Source organism: Hymenobacter cellulosilyticus, from assembly GCF_022919215.1.
In the GTDB taxonomy this organism is placed as follows: domain Bacteria; phylum Bacteroidota; class Bacteroidia; order Cytophagales; family Hymenobacteraceae; genus Hymenobacter; species Hymenobacter cellulosilyticus.
Genome location: NZ_CP095046.1, coordinates 2,442,469 through 2,459,894, shown reverse-complemented (window position 1 = coordinate 2,459,894; position 17,426 = coordinate 2,442,469). Strand labels below are relative to the sequence as shown.

Below are 17,426 nucleotides of genomic sequence, written 5' to 3'. Positions count from 1 at the left end.
TTGAGTTGAAATTGCTTTAAGGTATTAGTAGAAGCTAACGCGCTGACGAGTAGTGCAACCCTACAGGTAAAATCTCACCCTTAGCATTGAAAGCGGCTCCGGGGCACTTATTATAGCTGTCTGCGCGTTTTGAGTGAAAGCCGTCGGTTTGACGGGTTCGAGTGTTCGGAACGGCTTTTGTTTACATTTGATTTTCCATCTCATTCTGATTTTCCATGTCTTCCCCCCGACTGAAAATAGGCCTATATGCCTCGTTGGTGCTGGCAGTCTTCGTGCTGGCTTCCTATAAGCTGTATCGGCGTAATGATGCTAGTCCGCCCCAAAAAGACGAGGTGCTCATCAAAGCCATGCTACAGGGACTTAGCGCGGCGCATTACCAGCCCGAGAAGGTTGATGACAATTTCTCCAAGCGGGTTTTTGACCTGTACCTGAAGCGCATCGACTATAATAAGAAGTTCCTGCTGCAGTCGGACGTGGCTCAGCTGCGCAAATACCAAAATGATATTGATGACCAGGTGCGTCGTGGCACCCACGAGTTTCTGGACCTGAGCACCAAGCTCATGGAGCAGCGCACGAAGGACATTCAGGCCCTGTACCGCGACATCCTTTCCAAGCCCTTTGACTTCACTAAGGAAGAGTCCTTTGAGACGGAAGCGGATAAGATGGTATTTGCCGCCGATGCTGCCGCTCAGCGCGAAGAGTGGCGCAAGTATCTGAAGTATCAGACCCTGATTCGGGTGTCGGAGATGATGGATGAGCAGAAAAAGAAGAAGGATAAGCCCCTGGCATCTACTTCTGTTCAGCCCTCGGCCGCCACTACTTCTGAGCCTACTCGTACGCCAGCCGAAATGGAAGCTGAAGCCCGCAAGCGGGTGCTCAAGTACTTTGACGAGCAGTTCAAGGACATGGCACAGACTGACGCCAATGAGCGCCTAGCTGTGTACGCCAACACCATTGCCAACACCTACGACCCCCACACCGAGTACTTTGCCCCGCGCGACAAGGAAAGCTTTGACGTAGCCATGACTGGCCGCTTCGAAGGTATTGGAGCTTCGCTGCAGGAGAAAGATGGCCAGATTAAGGTATCAGATGTTATTCCGGGCTCGGCTTCCTACCGCCAGGGTGAGTTGAAGGCCGGGGACATTATTCTGCGTGTAGCGCAGGGTGCCGCTGAGCCAGTGTCGGTTGAAGGCTTGCGCTTAGACAAGGCAGTAGCTCTGATCAAAGGCAAAAAGGGCACGGAAGTGCGCCTAACCGTGAAAAAGCCCGACGCCAGCACCAAGATTATTTCCATCATCCGCGACGTGGTGGTGCTGAAAGAAACCTACGCGCAGTCGGCTACCATTCAGGAGAACGGCAAGAAAATCGGCTATCTGCGCCTGCCCACTTTCTATGCTGACTTCAACGACAACGGTGGTCGCAGCTCGGCCGAGGATGTGAAGAAGGAACTAGAGAAGCTCCGTCAGGAGAATGTTGACGGTATTGTATTCGACCTGCGCTCCAATGGCGGTGGCTCACTGCAGGATGCCGTGGAAATGGCCGGCTTGTTTGTAGAAAGTGGCCCAGTGGTGCAGGTTCGTTCGCCCCAGGGCTCACCCAGCATCCTCAACGACCGTGACCCCGCGTGCAGTACAACGGTCCGCTGGTGGTATTGGTAAACAAGTTCAGCGCTTCGGCCTCCGAAATTCTGGCCGCTGCTATGCAAGACTACAAGCGTGGCGTGATTATGGGTGCCAGCACCTATGGCAAAGGCACTGTGCAGCGCATCTTCGACCTCGACGATATGCTGGGTGATTTCAGCAGCCTGAAGCCTTTTGGCTCCCTGAAGCTCACTACCCAGAAGTTTTACCGCATCAACGGTGGTTCGACGCAGTTCAAAGGAGTAGTGCCTGATATTGCCCTGCCCGATGCCTACAGCTACCTGGATCAGGGTGAGAAGGAGTCTGATTACCCGCTGAAGTGGGACGAAATCACCCCGGCCCGTTACAAGGCTTGGAATGCTGCTCCGGCTATCGACAAGCTCCGTACCGCCAGCCAGGCCCGCGTTGCCAGCAGCGCCAGCTTTAAGCTGATGAACGAAATGGTACAGCGCATGCGTAAGCGTAAGGATGACACGATGGTGTCGCTGAAGCTCACCGCTTTCCGGGCTGAGCAAGAGCAAGCCAAAGCCGAGTCGGAGAAGTACGAAGCCGTGCAGAAAGCCGCTCAGCCGCTGGCCATTGCCCCTCTCTCAGTCGACCTGCGGCAGTTAGGCTCCGATACGGTTGAGGTAAACCGCGCTGGCCGCTTCACTAAGAATCTGAAAAACGATATCACCCTGCGCGAAGCCGTAGCTGTTATCAAAGATCAGCTGTAAGCTCCTTTAATTCGCAAAAAAGAAGCCCCCGCGTCAGTGACGTGGGGCTTCTTTTTTGCCCAAAAGCATCGGCCAATATAGTTAGCAAATCGACCCTAAAAACCGCAACTATCAATCTAGTAATACTAATCATTAATTCATACATAACTAACTGATTACTAACACAAAGGTAATCCATTGCAAATTGCGAAAAAAATTAGTAAATATGCAACTCATACTAGCCTCTAGCTGTTTACTTAGCATGACAACGACAACTGAGAACAACATCCTTCCGCTCGTCACGGACGAGCAAAAGCAAGCCGAGGAAACCTGGCGCAAGTCTATTCCGGCCCAGGTGTTCCTCAACTACTTCTTTGCCATCAACTATCATATTCAAGAAAATGATGATGCAACGGGTGGCTTGCAGCACCTCCCCTTCTTCCGGGCTCACGAAGCAGAGCTGACGGAGGCTGATATCCAGGCGGTAAGCAAGCTGTTGCAGGCTTGCTGGAGCACGGAGTATGCCCTGCGCGCCACGGCCGAGCTGGGCGACGAAGAGTATCTGCGCAATGCCCTGCACTGGACCTTCCCCCAGGCGTATCATACCATCCTGTCGGGTTTGCAGGCTTTCCTGTACACGGCTGGCGTACGTTCCAACAACCCTTCGCTTATTCGGCGGGAGGTAGGCCGTTTGGTGGTGCGTAATGCGTATCCACGGCCGGTGTCGTTCTATGCCGCCGGTGCTTATGGCGACTTTAGCATTCACCGCCTGCCGCTGGCTGGCTACAAGCCTGGTCTGCACATTGCCGGCAAGGAGATTGAAGCCCAGGCTCAGATTGGCCAGTTTCTGCGCACTACCCGCAAGATGAAGGCCCAGATTACTCGCCAGCAGGTGCAAGCCAACCCCAATACCGCTATCCGCAGCCAGAAGACCGGTAAGGTGCTCGATAAGTGGACGGCCTCGCACTGGCAGCAGATTACTTGGCGCCTGGGTTATACCACCATCTTCGATCTGCTGGGTCGCCTGCGCATTTCGCAGACCAGCCGGGAGATTGAGCGCTACGTGGAAGCTGAGATTGACTTCAAGCTGTTTCACCAGTCGCTGCTCAACATTGTGAGCTACCTCAACGGTATTCACGAGAGCTACATTGCCAAGGCTATGGGCTTAGAGCGCTACCAGCAGCTGGTTAAGGAATTGCCGAAGCACCTGCAAAACAACTTCGTAGTGGAGCGCCTGCACACCCGCATTGAGCCGCTGCTCACGGGCCAGGAGCCCCAGCAGCCGATGGGCATCGCTGCCTAAGCATCCCGCACTAGTACATTGTGCCTTACTCCATATACACGTAAGCGCCATTCCTCTGGGATGGCGCTTTTTGTTTGTTTAAACAGAGTAGCTTACAACCGCACGTCATGTCGACCAATGGGAGACATCTCGCGTGTAGTAATAACTGATTTTACCATTGCACGCGGGATGTCTCCCGTTGGTCGACATGACGGTGGTTTGCCTTCAGATTAACCGTTAAATCCATAACGCTTTATACACTGTGAAAATCTTTGTTTCAGACTACCTTTGCAGGCTTATAAACGACCATTCTCATGCAGCACCTCAGCGAACAGGAACAGATACGCCGCCAGAAGCTGGAGGAACTTCAGAAGCTCGGCATTGAACCGTATCCGTCCGAGCTATTCGATGTAAACTTCTACGCCCAGGAAATCCTCGATAACTACCACCCCGAGCTCAACAACTTCCAGGAAGTAAGCCTGGCGGGCCGGCTGATGTCGGTGCGGGTGAAGGGCAAGGCCTCGTTTGCCGAGTTGCAGGACGCGTCGGGCCGCATTCAGCTCTATATCAACCGGGACGAAATCTGCCCCGGTGAAGACAAGGAGCTTTACAACACCGTATTCAAGAAGCTGCTCGACCTGGGCGACTTTATCGGGGTGAAAGGCCATGTCTTTAAAACCATGGTGGGCGAAACTTCGGTGCACGTAACCGGCCTGACGGTGCTGAGCAAAGCGTTGCGCCCCCTGCCCGTGGTGCGTCGCGTGGTAGATGAAGCAACTGGAAAAGAAACCATTTACGATGCCTTCACCGACCCCGAAGCCCGCTACCGTCAGCGCTACGTGGACTTGGTGGTAAACCCGCACGTGCGCGACGCTTTCATCAAGCGGACCCAGCTGGTGCAGGCCATGCGCAACTACCTCAACGACAAAGGCTACCTGGAGGTAGAAACCCCGATCCTGCAGCCCCTGTACGGGGTGCCGCTGCCCGGCCCTTCAAGACCCACCACAACACGCTGGACATGACGCTTTACCTGCGCATTGCCAACGAGCTGTACCTCAAGCGCCTCATTGTCGGCGGCTTCGACGGGGTGTATGAATTCTCGAAGGACTTCCGCAACGAAGGCATGAGCCGGTTCCACAACCCGGAGTTTACCCAGATGGAGCTCTACGTAGCTTACAAGGACTACTACTGGATGATGGACCTGGTGGAAGAAATGGTGGAGCGTGTAGCCTTGGCATTGCACGGCAAAACCGAAGTGCAGGTGGGTGAGAACCTAATTAACTTCCAGCGCCCCTGGAAGCGTTTCACCATGGCCGAGTCTATCGAGCACTTCACCGGCTTCAACATCGACGGCAAGAGCGAAGACGAGCTGCGTGCTGCGGCCAAGGAGCTCAAAGTGGGCCTCGACCCGAGCATGGGCAAAGCCAAAATCATCGACGAAATCTTCGGGGAGCACGTGGAGCCCAAGCTGATTCAGCCCACGTTCATTACCGACTACCCCGTGGAGATGTCGCCACTGGCCAAGAAGCACCGCTCCAAGCCCGGCCTGGTAGAGCGCTTCGAGGCTATCTGCAACGGCAAGGAAATCTGTAACGCTTTCTCCGAGCTCAACGACCCCATCGACCAGCGCCAGCGCTTCGAGGACCAGTTGGAGCTGGGCAAGCGCGGCGACACGGAAGCTATGGTGCTCGACGAGGACTTCCTGCGGGCCCTTGAGTACGGTATGCCGCCTACGGCCGGCCTGGGCATCGGTATCGACCGCCTGAGCATGATTATGACCAACTCCAACTCGATTCAGGACGTGCTCTTCTTCCCCCAGATGAAGCCCGAGTACAGCAAGTCGGAAAACGCACCCAAGCCCGAGTCGGGCGAATAAGTGACCTTGGTCGTGGCGGGCCCTTCGGAAAACTCCGCAGGGCCCGCCACAACTGTGATAGATACTCCGCAAAAGGCCCGAAGGCTTGTCACGACTGTGATAGGCACTCGGGCCTTTTCACGACCACCCATCACAACTGTGATACACCCTCGGAAAAGCCGGGGCACCTGTCACAGTCGTAATAGGTACTCGGGAAAACCCGGGACACCCCATCACGACTGTGACAGGCCGTCGGGAAAACGCCGGGGTATGCATCACAGCTGTGGCGGGCCTTCGGGCACATGCCTGAGCCGGCGGCCCGGCTGAAAAACGGAAAGGGTATAAACGTCGAAAAGCCTCCTGCGTAATGTCGCAGGAGGCTTTTCTTTTGATAACTAACCTATCGGGTGTTCTAACGGGATTCCTAAAAGAAGCTTACCAACAGTCCTGTACGATTTTGCTACCGGAGGTTTTGAATTTCTGGTAGAAGCTCTACAGCGGGCAATTTTGCTTTCAAGACATCCCAACTTCATATAAGTCGGTTATGTTAGCTTTAACGGGAGGCTGAAAGGAAGGTTACGGATGAAGCAAAAAAAATTTACAATCGGCCGTTACGCGGCGCTACAGGCATTTTAAGTAGGGCTCCTACACCATCACAATAAGGTAAGCAGGCCGCCAAAATGTCTGCCCTTTGGTATCTTCAATTAGAGCCATGAACAAACGCGCTTATTCGTACCGCCTACGCCTGGAACAGGTTGCGGGCATTCAGCCCGACAGCCCCCAGCCCAAACCCATCGAGCTAACGTTCGGCAACCACGACGACATCTTTCAGATCATTGAGCGCCTGCAGCAGCGCGACTTATTTCAGGAGCCGGAGCAGTCTACGGAGTTTGCCATCGGGCTTAAGCTCTTTAGCGAGGTTATGCTCAAGAATCGGCAGCATCCGCTGTTTGAGGAGTTTGCCCCCGCCTTTCGGGAGTTTATGCAGCGGCTCAAAACTTCCTGAGCGGGCAGCAATAGCAAAGGGCCTAAAAATCGAAAAGCCTCCCGCGTAATGTCGCGGGAGGCTTTTCTTTAGTACAACTTGCTTACCCTTCCAATCGGGGCACGATAAAGAAATGTGCGATGGACAAGTCTGATTTTGCTAGGGGCACTTAAACCGTTACCGCTAGAAGCTCCTACTGTCGGCAATTTTACTTTACCAGCTTCTCCGACCTTCTTTCAAGCTCGTTGTATTGTCTTTAACGGCCCCGTTACGCTAAGGTTACGCTGCCGTGAAAAAAAATTACGAACGGCTAAACTCGCTCGTGTCGGAGGCTTCCGGATTGACGTTTTCCTCCGGGGCGCCGGGCGTGTTGGCCGCCGTAGTGGTGTGGGAGCTAGCCCCCGTGCCCGTGTCCTGGCCCATAGAGCTGAGCACCTCATCGGCCGCGCTCCGGCTTTCGTCGGTGGCCGCGTCGCCAGTCTTGGGCGAGTTGATGCGGGCCACGGACTCCTTGAGCAGCTTGCTCAGGTCGTCGCTCCACTTGGAGGCCGACTTTTTCAGGCCCGTGCGGGTTTCAGTGCCGGTTTCGGGAGCCAGCAGCAGGCCGGCCACTACGCCTGCGGTGGCACCCACCAGCAGGGAAAGGATTACTTTTCCGTTGTTGTCTTTCATCACAAAAAGAGTAGGCAGTTAATTAGATACGGTACAAGGCAGGCTGCCACTAAAACAGCGCTGAAAACACTAAACGCGGATATATACCGAAGGTTATACAAAAAACGGCCTTGTTCCCGGATAGGAAGCAAGGCCGTTTTTACAAGAATGCGAAAGCCGCAAGTGGCTTACAGGTCGTTCAGCAGTTTCGTGATTTCACGCTTGCCTTTGCCCAGCTTGGTTTGCAGGCGGCCGATGAGCTCGTCACCTTTGCCTTCCGAGTACTCCAGGTCCTCGTCGGTCAGCTGCGCGTACTGCTGCTTCAGCTTGCCTTTCGACTCGTTCCAGTCGCCTTTCAGGTTCAGGCTGCTGCCTACGCCGGTGATGCCCATATCTTCGAGCTTCTCCACGTAGCCTTTGAATTTCGAGTCGAGCTCTTCACCATATTTGGAGAGCTGCTCGCCCAGCGTGCCGCTGTATTTGGTAGCTGCGCTGCGCAGGTTTTCGCGGGTTGCTTTGCCTTTATCGGGGGCCATCAGCATACCGGCAATGATGCCAGCGCCGGCGCCTGCCAGAGCAGCCAAAAGGATTTTACCCGAGTTGTCTTCTTCGTGATACGACATGGTGTTAGAGAGAATGGGTGAACAAATGAACAGTGGTTGGTCGGACTAGTTCGTGCGGGTTAGGCAGTCGGCAGGGGCGGCATACGGAACGTAAGCTCAGCCGCTCTGGGGCCAGTCTGCCTGCCTATACGAAGCCCGGCCAACCGGGTTATGGGCCAAAGCTAAAAATAGTCAAAGTAAAATATCTACTCTCCTGCCCCATATTTGCACCGGCCTCGTTTCAGGCATTATCCTCACCTAAGCTTTTTACCATGTTCCGATCTGCAGCAGCCGTAGGGCTGTTTTTCTCCTTGCTGGCCTGCAACCGCGCCACGCCCACGGCCAGCACCCCGGCCTGTATCGACCCGGCCAAAGTCCGCACCGACGCCGTGTGCACCATGCAGTATGACCCGGTATGCGGCTGCGACGGCAAAACCTACGGCAACGCCTGCGCGGCCACCAATGCGGGCGTCACGTCCTTCACCAAGGGCGAGTGCCCGGGCTCTACCACCAAGTAACTACTTCCCGAATTATGGCTGAAAAACGGTATTTCCGGCAGCAGAACCCGTTTCGCGTCCCCACCACCGACGGCAAGCTCATTGAGGAGCACATCGGCCTGGCCAGCACCCAGACCGGTGCCTACAGCGTGGCGCACATGGTGGCCCCGCCCCAGTGGAGCGAGCCCCACCAGAACCCGCAGTTCGACGAAATTACCATCGTGGTGCGGGGTCGCAAGCGCTTCGAAGTCGACGGCGACACCATAGAGCTGGGCGCCGGCGAGTCGCTGCTGATCAAGGCCGGGGCCCGGGTGCGCTACTCCAACCCCTTCGACGCCGAGTGCGAGTACTGGTCGATCTGCGTGCCGGCTTTCTCAATGGATACCGTGCACCGGGAAGAATAACAACCAGTGGATGCAACCAGTGGGCGGGCTAGCTACTCCCAGTAGAGAGATTCTTTCACCTGGCACTTATTCCCTATGAAACGCACCTTACTCGTATTGAGCCTGGCCGCCGGCCTGGTTAGCGCCTGCCAGCGCACCGAAGTAGCCCCAAGGAACCAGATCTGGCTATCTGCCCGATGGGGCCGACGGACTGCATCGACCCGGCTAAAGTCAACCCGGATGCGGGCTGCACGGCCCAGTATGCCCCCGTGTGCGGCTGCGACAACAAGACGTACTCCAACGCCTGTGAAGCAGATAAAGCCGGGTTGCGCTCCTATGCTCCCGGTGCCTGCCCGACGAAGGCCAACTAGCAGTCGGTACCAAACCGGTCCTCACGAAGCCCAGCGGCCAATGGCCGCTGGGCTTTTTTTGCGGGGCAAGCAGCACGGCCGGGAAGCTGGACTAAACCCTTTCTTCTGCATATCTTCCTGAAAATTCCCCGCCCTCATTCTCCTTGGTATGGACCAGCGCATTATCAACCTGTTTGACGAGTATACCCACAAGCCCCTGACCCGCATGGAGTTTATGGAGCGGCTGGTAAAGCTGACCGGTGGCCTGGCCCTAGCCATGACGGCCCTGTCGGTGCTGGACCCAGGCTATGCCGAGGCGGCTACCATCGAGGAGTCCGACAAAGACCTGGTCATCGAGGAAGTAAGCTGGCCAGGGGATGCCTCCACCATGAAGGGCTACCTGGCCCGCCCCAAGGGCCGCAAAAAGCGCGGGGCAGTGGTGGTGATTCACGAAAACCGCGGCCTGACACCCCACATCAAGGACGTGACGCGCCGCGTGGCCAAGGCCGGCTACTTGGCATTGGGGTAGATGCCCTGTCGCCGTTTGGGGCACGCCGGCCAACGAGGACGAGGGCCGCACCCTGATTGGCAAGCTCGATGCTCAGCAGAACCTGGGCAACTACCTGCGGGCCCTGAACTACCTGCGCAACCGCCCCGACAGCAACGGCAAGACCGGCTGCGTAGGCTTTTGCTGGGGCGGAGCCTTGGCCAACCAGCTGGCCGTGCACGACTCCCGGCTAAACGCGGCCGTGGCGTACTACGGCATGCAGCCCAAGGCCGAGGACGTCCCCATGATAAAAGCCACCGTGATGCTGCATTACGGCGGCCTCGATGAGCGGGTAAACGCCGGAGCCGCTGCCTACGAGGCCGCCCTGAAGGCCGCTCAGGTGCCCTACGAGCAGTTTATCTACGAAGGAGTTAACCACGCCTTCAATAACGACTCCTCCCCTGCCCGCTACAACGCCGAAGCCGCCAAGCTGGCCTGGGACCGGACGCTGCGCCTGTTCAAGGAAAAGCTTTCCTAGCAAGTAAGCCCAACAATAAGGCCCGGCAGTTACCTGCCGGCCTTATTGTTACTGCGTTTTAGTCAATCCTGGTCAGGCGCAGGTAGTCGAGCATAGCCTGGTTGACTTCCCCGTTCATATTCTCATTGGCGGCTTCGAGAGTGAGAGTGAGCGGGTGCAGCCCTTTTTCCAGGCGCACTAGTATAGGGTTGGAAAAGCCCCAGTCGGACCATTCATCTACCCCGCGCTGGGGCAGCACCACGGTGCCCAGCAGCTGCCGGCCGCGGCGCAGGGTCCGGATAGCGCACTTGTTGCTGGTATTGATGGGCCCGTTACCGTTGGCGTAGCGAAAATCAACGGCGTAGAGGCCAGCCTCCGCCACTACGACGGGCACGGCCAGCGTCTTGTTCTGCGTCTTGCTGATTTCCACGAAACCCTGGCCGGTGTAGCCCTGGTAAGGCTTGCCGGACTTCGACCGGCCCGTGCCCAGGTCGTAGACGCGCTGAAGCTTCCCGGCTTCCACAGCCAGGGGCTCACTAGCGAAGGACTCGTGGTTTTGGGCATCAATGGCCAGCACTTGGTATTCGGCATAGCAGCTGGCGGCTGGCACAGCAAACTCGGTGGTGGTGGTGCGGGCCGCAAATTGACCATTGCGTAGCACCTGGTAGGCTCGGGCGCCTTCCACCGGAGCCCAGGTTAATTGGCCGTTGGTATAGCGCACGGCTGGGGTCATAGGCGCCACGTGGTGGGCCACTTTGTTTTGCGCGGAGGCTGCCAGCGCAACGCTGGGCAACTCAATGCGGACGTCGTGGGAGCCGGTGAGCGTGGCCGGCAGCGTGGCGTCCGGCAGAGGCTGCTCGTCGAGGGTAATGCTTTTAATACCCTGCCCAAATCCCACCATTTCAATGTTGAGCACCGCGCCCCGGTAGCGGAAGCCCGTGAGTCGGCGGGTGCCCTGCAGGGCTTGGGGCACTAACGGCTGGAAACGGAGGCCGGCAGCCTGAAAGTCCATACCAAACAAGCCCTTGTAGACTAGGCCCAGCGCGCCGGAAAGACTCCAGAGCATATTGCTGCTGTTGATCTGGGTGCCGCTGAAGTCGCCGTTGCTGGCCACAAAGTTTTCCTTGTTGGTCAGAAACAAAGCGGCCGGCCGGGCCACGGCCATCAGGCTTTCCAGAAAGGATGCCTCGTTGCCAACCTTGGCCGCGGCTAGCCCCCAGTAGCTTTGCACAAAGGGCCACACGGCATTGTTGTGGTAGGGCGGAATGCCCGCAATCTGCGGGTAAATGCAGGGAATGCCGTAGTCCATGACCGGCGTGCGGGCCACGACGGTTTGGGGCCGGCTGCCTTCGGCCACGCCAAAGAGCACCGTCAGGGCTTCACCCAGGGCCTCGGCTTTGGGCGACAAGTGCTGGTACACGCGGCCGTAGCGAAACTGCCCGTAGTAACCTTTTTCTTCAAGCCACAGGTGTTCATTGATGCCAAATTTGATGCTTGCCGCCCGGCTCCGGGCTGTTTGGGCCACGTCGGCTTGGCCCAGCTGGTCGGCCATCTGCGCCAGCACTTGGTTGGCCTCAAAATGCACGGCGTTGGTACCCAGGCTTTCCGACTGGTAAATATCTACCGGCTGCATCCACTTCGGGTAGGTCTGCTCCCGCCAATCCAGAAACGACGACTCGCCGCGTACCAAGCCGGTTTGCGGGTTGTAAGCCACCAGCACGTCATCCTCAATCGAGTTCTTGATAATGGGGTACACTTTACGCAGCCAGGCCTCGTCGCCGGTGGTTTTGTAAATTTCCCAGGCGGCCACGGCCCAGATCATCCGGTCGGTGGAGCACGGGTAAGCTCCGCCCGTGCCCGTGTCCTGAATAATGCGGCCGGCGGGCGTGACTTTGCGCAGCAGGCTGGTTTTGGCTACTTCGGGCTGCAGGGCGGCCTGGGCCAGGATGATGGAGTAGCTGATGTCGCGGGTCCAGACGCCGGCCCACTCCTGCCCGGTGCGGAAGGTGCCGTCGGGCTCTACGGCGCGTTTGGCTTCCTCCAGGGCCAGGTTATACAGTGCGTTGAGCAGCGGGTAATCGGAGGTGAGCTGGGGAAAAGCCGCTACGTCGAGGGAAGCTTGCCAGTGCGCGGCGGTGGTTTTCTCCTCGGAATGGGCGTTGAGCACCACCGTGGTTTCGTAGATGCCGTTGCCGTCGGGGTCCTTGAGCTCCAGCCCGGGCTTGTTGATCAGGTTGTCGAAATCCCAGCTGAGGGGCGCCGCATTGCCGGCCACAAACACGTGCTTGAAGTCGTCCTTGTACAGCTTCTGCCCGTTGTAGAGCTGGAAGAAGCCCTGCTGCTGAAAGGCCGCCAGCAGGGGCCGCAGGTCCAGCCGAATCCGGAGCGGGGTGTTGGGTGCTAGGTACGTTTCCGCGGGCACCGCGGTGTTGTCCAGGTACTGCTGCCCAAAGACGATGACTGGGGTTTCCAGGGTTTGTCCGCCGGCCGCCGGCAGGGCTACCAGCACGTGGTCCTGACCGGGCGGCATTTCGTTGTCCTTGCCGTTGAGGCTGAACTTAAAGCTGATGCGCGGACTCTGAAAGGCGTTGGCCGGGCTGCGGTAGTTGGAGGTCAGCTCCCGGCGCGAAAGAGCCCGGGCCACGTGCGGGCCCTGTACCACCGAGTCGCGGTACACGGTGTAGGCCGCCGACTGCCACACGGGCGCGGTGGTGGCCGGGGCAGCAGCGGGAATTGCTGAGGAGTTGGAAGACGTATTCTTATGCACCTGGCAAGATCCTAAGGCAAGCAGTGAAAGGAAAAGGCGGGCGGGAAGTTTCATACAAAGCAGCGGTGGCGGGCCCCTAAGCTACGCGACGAACGGCAAAGAGTGGCCCCGTCAGAATGCGCAACGCCCCGGCAGACGAGCTGGCGGGGCGTTGGTCAGGCTGGTGAAAGTGGCGGGCCTTACTGAGCTTTACTGGCAGTGGGCAAGGGCTTGCGGGGCAGCTTCTGGTCCCGCATGGCCGCGTTGTAAACGAAGGTAGCCACCACCACGGCTGCCTGCTTGAGGTCGTTGGGCGGAAGCCGCTCGTAGGTGTCCATGTTGGTGTGGTGGGTGCGGGTGCCGTAGTCGAGCGGGTCCTGGATAAACTGGAAGCCCGGCAGCCCCACCGCGTCGAAGGAGAGGTGGTCGGTGCCGCCGGTGTTGCGCTTGGTGACGGTGGTAGCCCCCATCTCGGCCAGGGGTTTGAGCCACTGGCTGAAAATGGGCATCACGGCCTCGTTGCCCTGGGTGTAGATGCCCCGAATTTTGCCCGCGCCATTGTCCAGGTTGAAGTAGGCGGCCAGCTTGGCGTGGTCGGGTAGCAGCTGCATGGTGGCCAGGTCGGCAAAGTGGTTTTTCACGTAGTTGCGGGAGCCGTGCAGGCCCTGCTCTTCCTCGCCCCAGAGCGCAATGCGGATGGTGCGGCGGGGCTGCACGCCGGCGGCCTTCAGAATGCGGACAGCTTCCATCATGATGGCGCAACCGGCGGCATTGTCGGTAGCTCCGCTGGCTGCGTGCCAGGAGTCGAGGTGGCCGCCGAGCATGACCACCTCACTTTTCAGCTTCCGGTCGGTGCCCGGAATTTCGGCCACCACGTTGTAGCCCTGCAAATCCTGGGTTTGAAAGCGGGTGCGGGTTTCCAGCTCGATTTCCACTGGAATACCAGCTTCGGCCAGCCGAATCAGGCGCAGCTGGTCCTCGGGAGCCATTTCCATTTCGGGCAGCACGGGCTTGGCATCGGGGGCATAGGGCGCACCGTTGCTGGTAAAGAACGTGCCTTCCGAGCCGCCACGGCTGCTGAGCACGGCCACGGCTCCTTCGCTTAAAAAGAAGTCGGCCATCTTGGCGCGCAGGGTGGCCTGGGCCCGGCGGGCCGCCAGACGCTCGGCATCGGCGGCCGAGGCGGGAGCTGCGGACGGCGCTTCGGTCAGCTTCTGCAGCTCGGCGTCGGTGTAACGGCGGGCATCGGGCTCAAAGCTAGTTTTGGGCGGCGTGGCTACTTCCGTCAGCACGATTTTGTCGCGCAGGCGGCCTTTGTAGGCATCCAGGTCGGCTTCGGTGGCGGCTTTTACCACGACCACCTGCTTTTTGACCGGGCCCGTAGTGGAAGGCGTCCAGGCTTTGGGCGCGCCAATCATGGCGTGGTAGTAGGGCGCCGTCATGGCAACGTACGACTTGTCAATGTCCCAGCCGCGGCCAAACGTGCCCCAGGGCTCTACGTTGGCATTGACCAGGCCCCAACTAATGAGTTGCTGCTTGGTCCAGGCATTGGCCCGCTGCAGGCCTTCCGAGTTGGCCAGGCGCGGCCCGGTTACGTCGGTCAGGTAAAAGGCCGTTTCCATCACCTTGGAGCGGTTCAGGCCCTCATCCTTGATTTTTTCCAACATTGCCACGTCCAGCTTTTCGGTTTGCTGGGCGTAGCCAGGCCGCAGCAGCAAGCCGCCGGCCAGGGTTAAAAGAAGAAGTTTGTTCATCGAGAAGCAGAAAAAGCGGGCTGATATACTGCTAAAGAAACCTTTGCCGCCCGAAACGTTGCAACAGCCCGGCGGCCCTACCCAAGATATTGCCTGCCGTTGGTTTTTACCGCTCTCCTTCTACTGCCCGCTAATCGGCTTGCTGGCCGAAATGCTGGGCCAGAATAGAATCTACTTTTTCCTTGGTCAGGGGCTTGTTCAGAAAGCCGCCAATCTGGAGCTGCTCTACCCGCTGCACGTCGCGCGGGTGCAGGGAGGTAGTGAGCATGATAACCACGCTCGGGTGCTGCTGCGCCACGGGCAGCTGGGCGTAGGCATCCAGAAAGTCGAACCCGTTCATCACGGGCATGTTCACGTCCAGCAGAATCAGGGCCGGGCAGCCCTGGCGGTCCACGCAGTGCTCCTCAATCAGGGTAATGGCCTCTTTCCCGTTCAGGGCCACGAGCAGCTTCTCGGTCAGCTTTAGTTCGTCGAGCAAACGCTGGTTGAGAAAGTTGGTAATAGGATCATCATCGACCAATAGAATACAGGAAAGCTTTTGCATGCGCACGATACTAGGGACACGGCCGGTAGCGGTTGGCAACCGGTTAATCTGGCAGCATACGTAACGGCACCGCTGACGTTGGGCCGAGAGTAAGAAAATTAGCGCCCACTTAGCGCCGCCAGCCGGTTAGGCCAACGTGCCGAGCAGCTTGTCGGGGGTGATGGGCAGCTCCCGGATGCGGCGGCCGGTGGCGTGGTACACGGCGTTGGCCACGGCCGCCGCGAAGCCGATCATGCCGATTTCGCCCAGGCCCTTGGCGCCCATCGGGTCGAGGTGGAGGTCGGGCTCGTCGATGAAAATTTCGTCAATGGCCGGCACGTCGGCGTTGACGGGTACATGGTACTCAGCCAGTTGCGGATTCACATAGCGGCCGTAGCGGTGGTCGAGGCGGGCTTCTTCTAATAAGGCCATGCCAATGCCCCACACCACCGAGCCGTGCACCTGGCTGCGGGCCGTCTGGGGGTTGAGGACCCGGCCCACATCCAGCGCCGATACTACCCGGCTAATCCGCACCGTGCCGGTAGGCTCATGCACGCGCACTTCCACAAAGTTGGCGCAAAACGACTTGCCCGCATACTGTTTCTGCTCGGGGCCCGGGGCCACCTCCCGGGTCAGGTCGAGGCCCATCAGGTTGTGCTGACGCAGAATCTCAACGTACGAAAGCTGCTGCTGCGCATCTTGCTTCAGCCGCACCGCGCTCCGGTCGGCCACCACTTCCTGAGGCTGCAGCTGCCGGTTCTGCCACTCGGGCGCGCTGCGGGCCAGGGTGAGCAGCTGCTCTTTCAGGGCCGTGCAGGCCGCATGTACCGCCGTACCCACCGAGGCGGCCGTGTGGGAGCCAAACTGCCCCGGGGCCGGCGGCAGCAGGGAGTCGCCCAGCTCGAAGCGGATATTCTCCGCCGGTACGCCGCTGGCGTCGGCCGCAATCTGGGTCATGATGGTGCCGGTGCCCGGGCCGGCGTCGGCGGTGGCGGCTTGCACCAGCAGGCGGCCGTCGGCAAAGAGCTGCACCCGGGCCGCGGCTTTGGCCCGCTCAGCTTTGTAGATTCCCATGCTCATGCCCTGCCCGACCAGCCACTCGCCGTCCCGCAGGCTGCGGGGCGCCGCCGGCCGCTTATTCCACCCAAACCGGGCCGCGCCCCGCTCGTAGCACTGCCGCAGTTGGTTGCTGCTCCAGGGCTTGCCGGTAGCGGGGTCGGTTTCGGCAAAGTTCTGCAGCCGCAGCGCCAGCGGGTCCATTTTCAGGGCATAGGCCAGCTCATCTACCGCTGACTCCAGGGCAAACGAGCCGCTCGACTCGCCCGGACCGCGGGTCCAGGCTGGGGTGCTGAGGTCCAGCGGCACCAGGCGGTAAGTGGCCGTCAGGTTGGGGCAGCGGTAGGCCGACTTGGTCGGGTCCAGAATCCGCTCTGCAAATTCCTCGTGCCGGGACGTCTGCCCCCAGGCCTCGTGGGTGATGTCTACCAGCTGCCCGGTAGCCGTGGCGCCCAGTCCTACTTTTTGGATGGAATACGGCCGGTAGCCCACCATATTGAACATTTGGTCCCGCCGCAGGGCTACTTTCACCGGCCGCCCCACCAGCTTGGCCCCCAGAATGGCGGCTACTTCCTGGGGCCAGATGCGCGACGCCCCACCAAAGGCCCCGCCCACGAACGGCGAATGCACCTGTACGCTGGTTTCGGGCAGCTTAAACATGCGCATCAAGTCCTGCTGGGCCAGCTTCGGAGCCTGGGTTTTGTTGTATACCGTCAGCTTGCCGGCGTCCCAGCGGGCAATGGCGGCGTGGGGTTCCAGCGGGTTGTGCACCTGTACCGGCGTGCGGTATTCCTGCTCGATGCGGACTGGCGCCTGCTGGTGGGCACGGGGCTGCCCGCGCTGGAAGTCGTCGGCTTTCTGGGGCTTTATGGCCCGGCCCACGTGCGCCGCCAAGTCGGTTTCGGGCGGGGCGGCTTCGTATTGCACCAGTACCAGCGTGGCCGCGTGCTGGGCGCGCTCCAGGGTGTCGGCAATGGCCAGGGCCACGGGCTGGTTGCTGAAGTGAATCTGCTCGTCGTGAAACACCCGGATTTCCCGCCCGGCCAGGCGCGGATTGTTGTTGGCCTGAGCATCCTGGTAAGCCGGCACCCCGGGGGAGTTGCGGTGCGTGAGAATAGCCAGCACGCCCGGCGCTTTTTCGGCCGCCGTAGTGTCCAGGCTTTTGATGCGGCCCCGGGCAATGGCGCTGGTCAGCAGTACGCCGTGCACCACGCCCGGCACGGCATGCTCGGCGGCGTAACGGGCCTGCCCGGTTACTTTCAGGCGCCCATCGACGCGGCTCAGCGGCTGGCCGACACTGGGCAAAGCAGGGGATTGGTTTTCCATAAAGCAGAGATGAGCAAGCAGCTAGGGGCCACAACGGCCGAGCTTTTATCTACGGCCGGGCTGGATTCACGTTAGGC

General features: G+C 59.2%; 15 protein-coding genes and 1 pseudogene. 10 read left to right on the top strand and 6 right to left on the bottom strand.

Annotated features, from left to right (window positions below; genetic code table 11):
• The first annotated feature begins 215 nt into the window (after positions 1–215).
• From MUN79_RS11985 to MUN79_RS11965, 5 genes and pseudogenes are all read left to right on the top strand, one after another.
• A complete protein-coding gene (locus MUN79_RS11985) occupies positions 216–1,658 on the top strand; it encodes a S41 family peptidase (RefSeq protein WP_262923026.1) in 1,443 nt (480 codons plus the stop codon).
• Positions 1,625–2,356, top strand: a complete 732-nt coding sequence (locus MUN79_RS30010) for a carboxy terminal-processing peptidase (RefSeq protein ID WP_262923025.1) — start codon at positions 1,625–1,627, stop codon at positions 2,354–2,356. The genes MUN79_RS11985 and MUN79_RS30010 overlap by 34 nt, the downstream gene beginning before the upstream one ends.
• Positions 2,357–2,597: 241 nt before the next feature.
• Positions 2,598–3,638: a hypothetical protein gene (locus tag MUN79_RS11975; RefSeq protein ID WP_244677865.1), complete on the top strand. Its 1,041-nt coding sequence runs from the start codon at positions 2,598–2,600 to the stop codon at positions 3,636–3,638.
• A gap of 293 nt (positions 3,639–3,931) precedes the next feature.
• Positions 3,932–5,493 (top strand): annotated as a pseudogene (gene lysS, locus MUN79_RS11970) (lysine--tRNA ligase).
• A 691-nt stretch (positions 5,494–6,184) separates the two neighbouring features.
• The gene (locus tag MUN79_RS11965; protein WP_244677864.1) at positions 6,185–6,478 is read left to right on the top strand and encodes a DUF3861 domain-containing protein; all 294 of its coding nucleotides are present in this window, start codon (positions 6,185–6,187) and stop codon (positions 6,476–6,478) included.
• Between the two features lie 279 nt (positions 6,479–6,757).
• On the opposite strand, the gene MUN79_RS11960 is transcribed toward MUN79_RS11965, so the two are convergent.
• Together MUN79_RS11960 and MUN79_RS31830 are read right to left on the bottom strand one after the other, a co-directional pair.
• On the bottom strand, positions 6,758–7,129 hold the full coding sequence (locus tag MUN79_RS11960) for a YtxH domain-containing protein (RefSeq protein WP_244677863.1): 372 nt from the start codon (positions 7,127–7,129) through the stop codon (positions 6,758–6,760).
• Between the two features lie 167 nt (positions 7,130–7,296).
• The gene (locus MUN79_RS31830; protein WP_375378220.1) at positions 7,297–7,731 is read right to left on the bottom strand and encodes a YtxH domain-containing protein; all 435 of its coding nucleotides are present in this window, start codon (positions 7,729–7,731) and stop codon (positions 7,297–7,299) included.
• Between the two features lie 251 nt (positions 7,732–7,982).
• On the opposite strand from MUN79_RS31830, the gene MUN79_RS11945 reads away from it, so the two are divergent.
• From MUN79_RS11945 to MUN79_RS29995, 5 genes are all read left to right on the top strand, one after another.
• Positions 7,983–8,228 carry a Kazal-type serine protease inhibitor domain-containing protein gene (locus MUN79_RS11945; RefSeq protein WP_244677862.1) on the top strand — a complete coding sequence of 82 codons (246 nt, stop codon included), beginning with the start codon at positions 7,983–7,985 and terminating at the stop codon, positions 8,226–8,228.
• A gap of 14 nt (positions 8,229–8,242) precedes the next feature.
• Positions 8,243–8,611 (top strand): cupin domain-containing protein, encoded by a 369-nt coding sequence (locus MUN79_RS11940; protein WP_244677861.1) that lies wholly within the window; start codon positions 8,243–8,245, stop codon positions 8,609–8,611.
• Positions 8,612–8,787: 176 nt separating this feature from the next.
• Complete coding sequence (locus tag MUN79_RS11935) at positions 8,788–8,961, top strand: Kazal-type serine protease inhibitor domain-containing protein (RefSeq protein ID WP_244677860.1); 174 nt, start codon at positions 8,788–8,790, stop codon at positions 8,959–8,961.
• Positions 8,962–9,109: 148 nt separating this feature from the next.
• Positions 9,110–9,469 carry a dienelactone hydrolase family protein gene (locus MUN79_RS30000; protein WP_262923024.1) on the top strand — a complete coding sequence of 120 codons (360 nt, stop codon included), beginning with the start codon at positions 9,110–9,112 and terminating at the stop codon, positions 9,467–9,469.
• Between the two features lie 52 nt (positions 9,470–9,521).
• Positions 9,522–9,965, top strand: a complete 444-nt coding sequence (locus MUN79_RS29995) for a dienelactone hydrolase family protein (RefSeq protein ID WP_311136776.1) — start codon at positions 9,522–9,524, stop codon at positions 9,963–9,965.
• Between the two features lie 58 nt (positions 9,966–10,023).
• On the opposite strand, the gene MUN79_RS11925 is transcribed toward MUN79_RS29995, so the two are convergent.
• The 4 genes from MUN79_RS11925 to MUN79_RS11910 form a co-directional block, all read right to left on the bottom strand.
• Entirely contained in the window at positions 10,024–12,711 is a 2,688-nt protein-coding gene (locus tag MUN79_RS11925; RefSeq protein WP_244677859.1) for an alpha-L-rhamnosidase-related protein, read from the bottom strand.
• Between the two features lie 179 nt (positions 12,712–12,890).
• Complete coding sequence (locus MUN79_RS11920) at positions 12,891–14,444, bottom strand: M28 family metallopeptidase (RefSeq protein ID WP_244677858.1); 1,554 nt, start codon at positions 14,442–14,444, stop codon at positions 12,891–12,893.
• 130 nt (positions 14,445–14,574) lie between these two features.
• Positions 14,575–14,988, bottom strand: coding sequence for a response regulator (locus MUN79_RS11915; protein ID WP_244677857.1), 414 nt, complete (start codon positions 14,986–14,988; stop codon positions 14,575–14,577).
• A 126-nt stretch (positions 14,989–15,114) separates the two neighbouring features.
• Positions 15,115–17,349, bottom strand: a complete 2,235-nt coding sequence (locus MUN79_RS11910) for a xanthine dehydrogenase family protein molybdopterin-binding subunit (protein ID WP_244677856.1) — start codon at positions 17,347–17,349, stop codon at positions 15,115–15,117.
• Between the last annotated feature and the right edge of the window lie 77 nt (positions 17,350–17,426).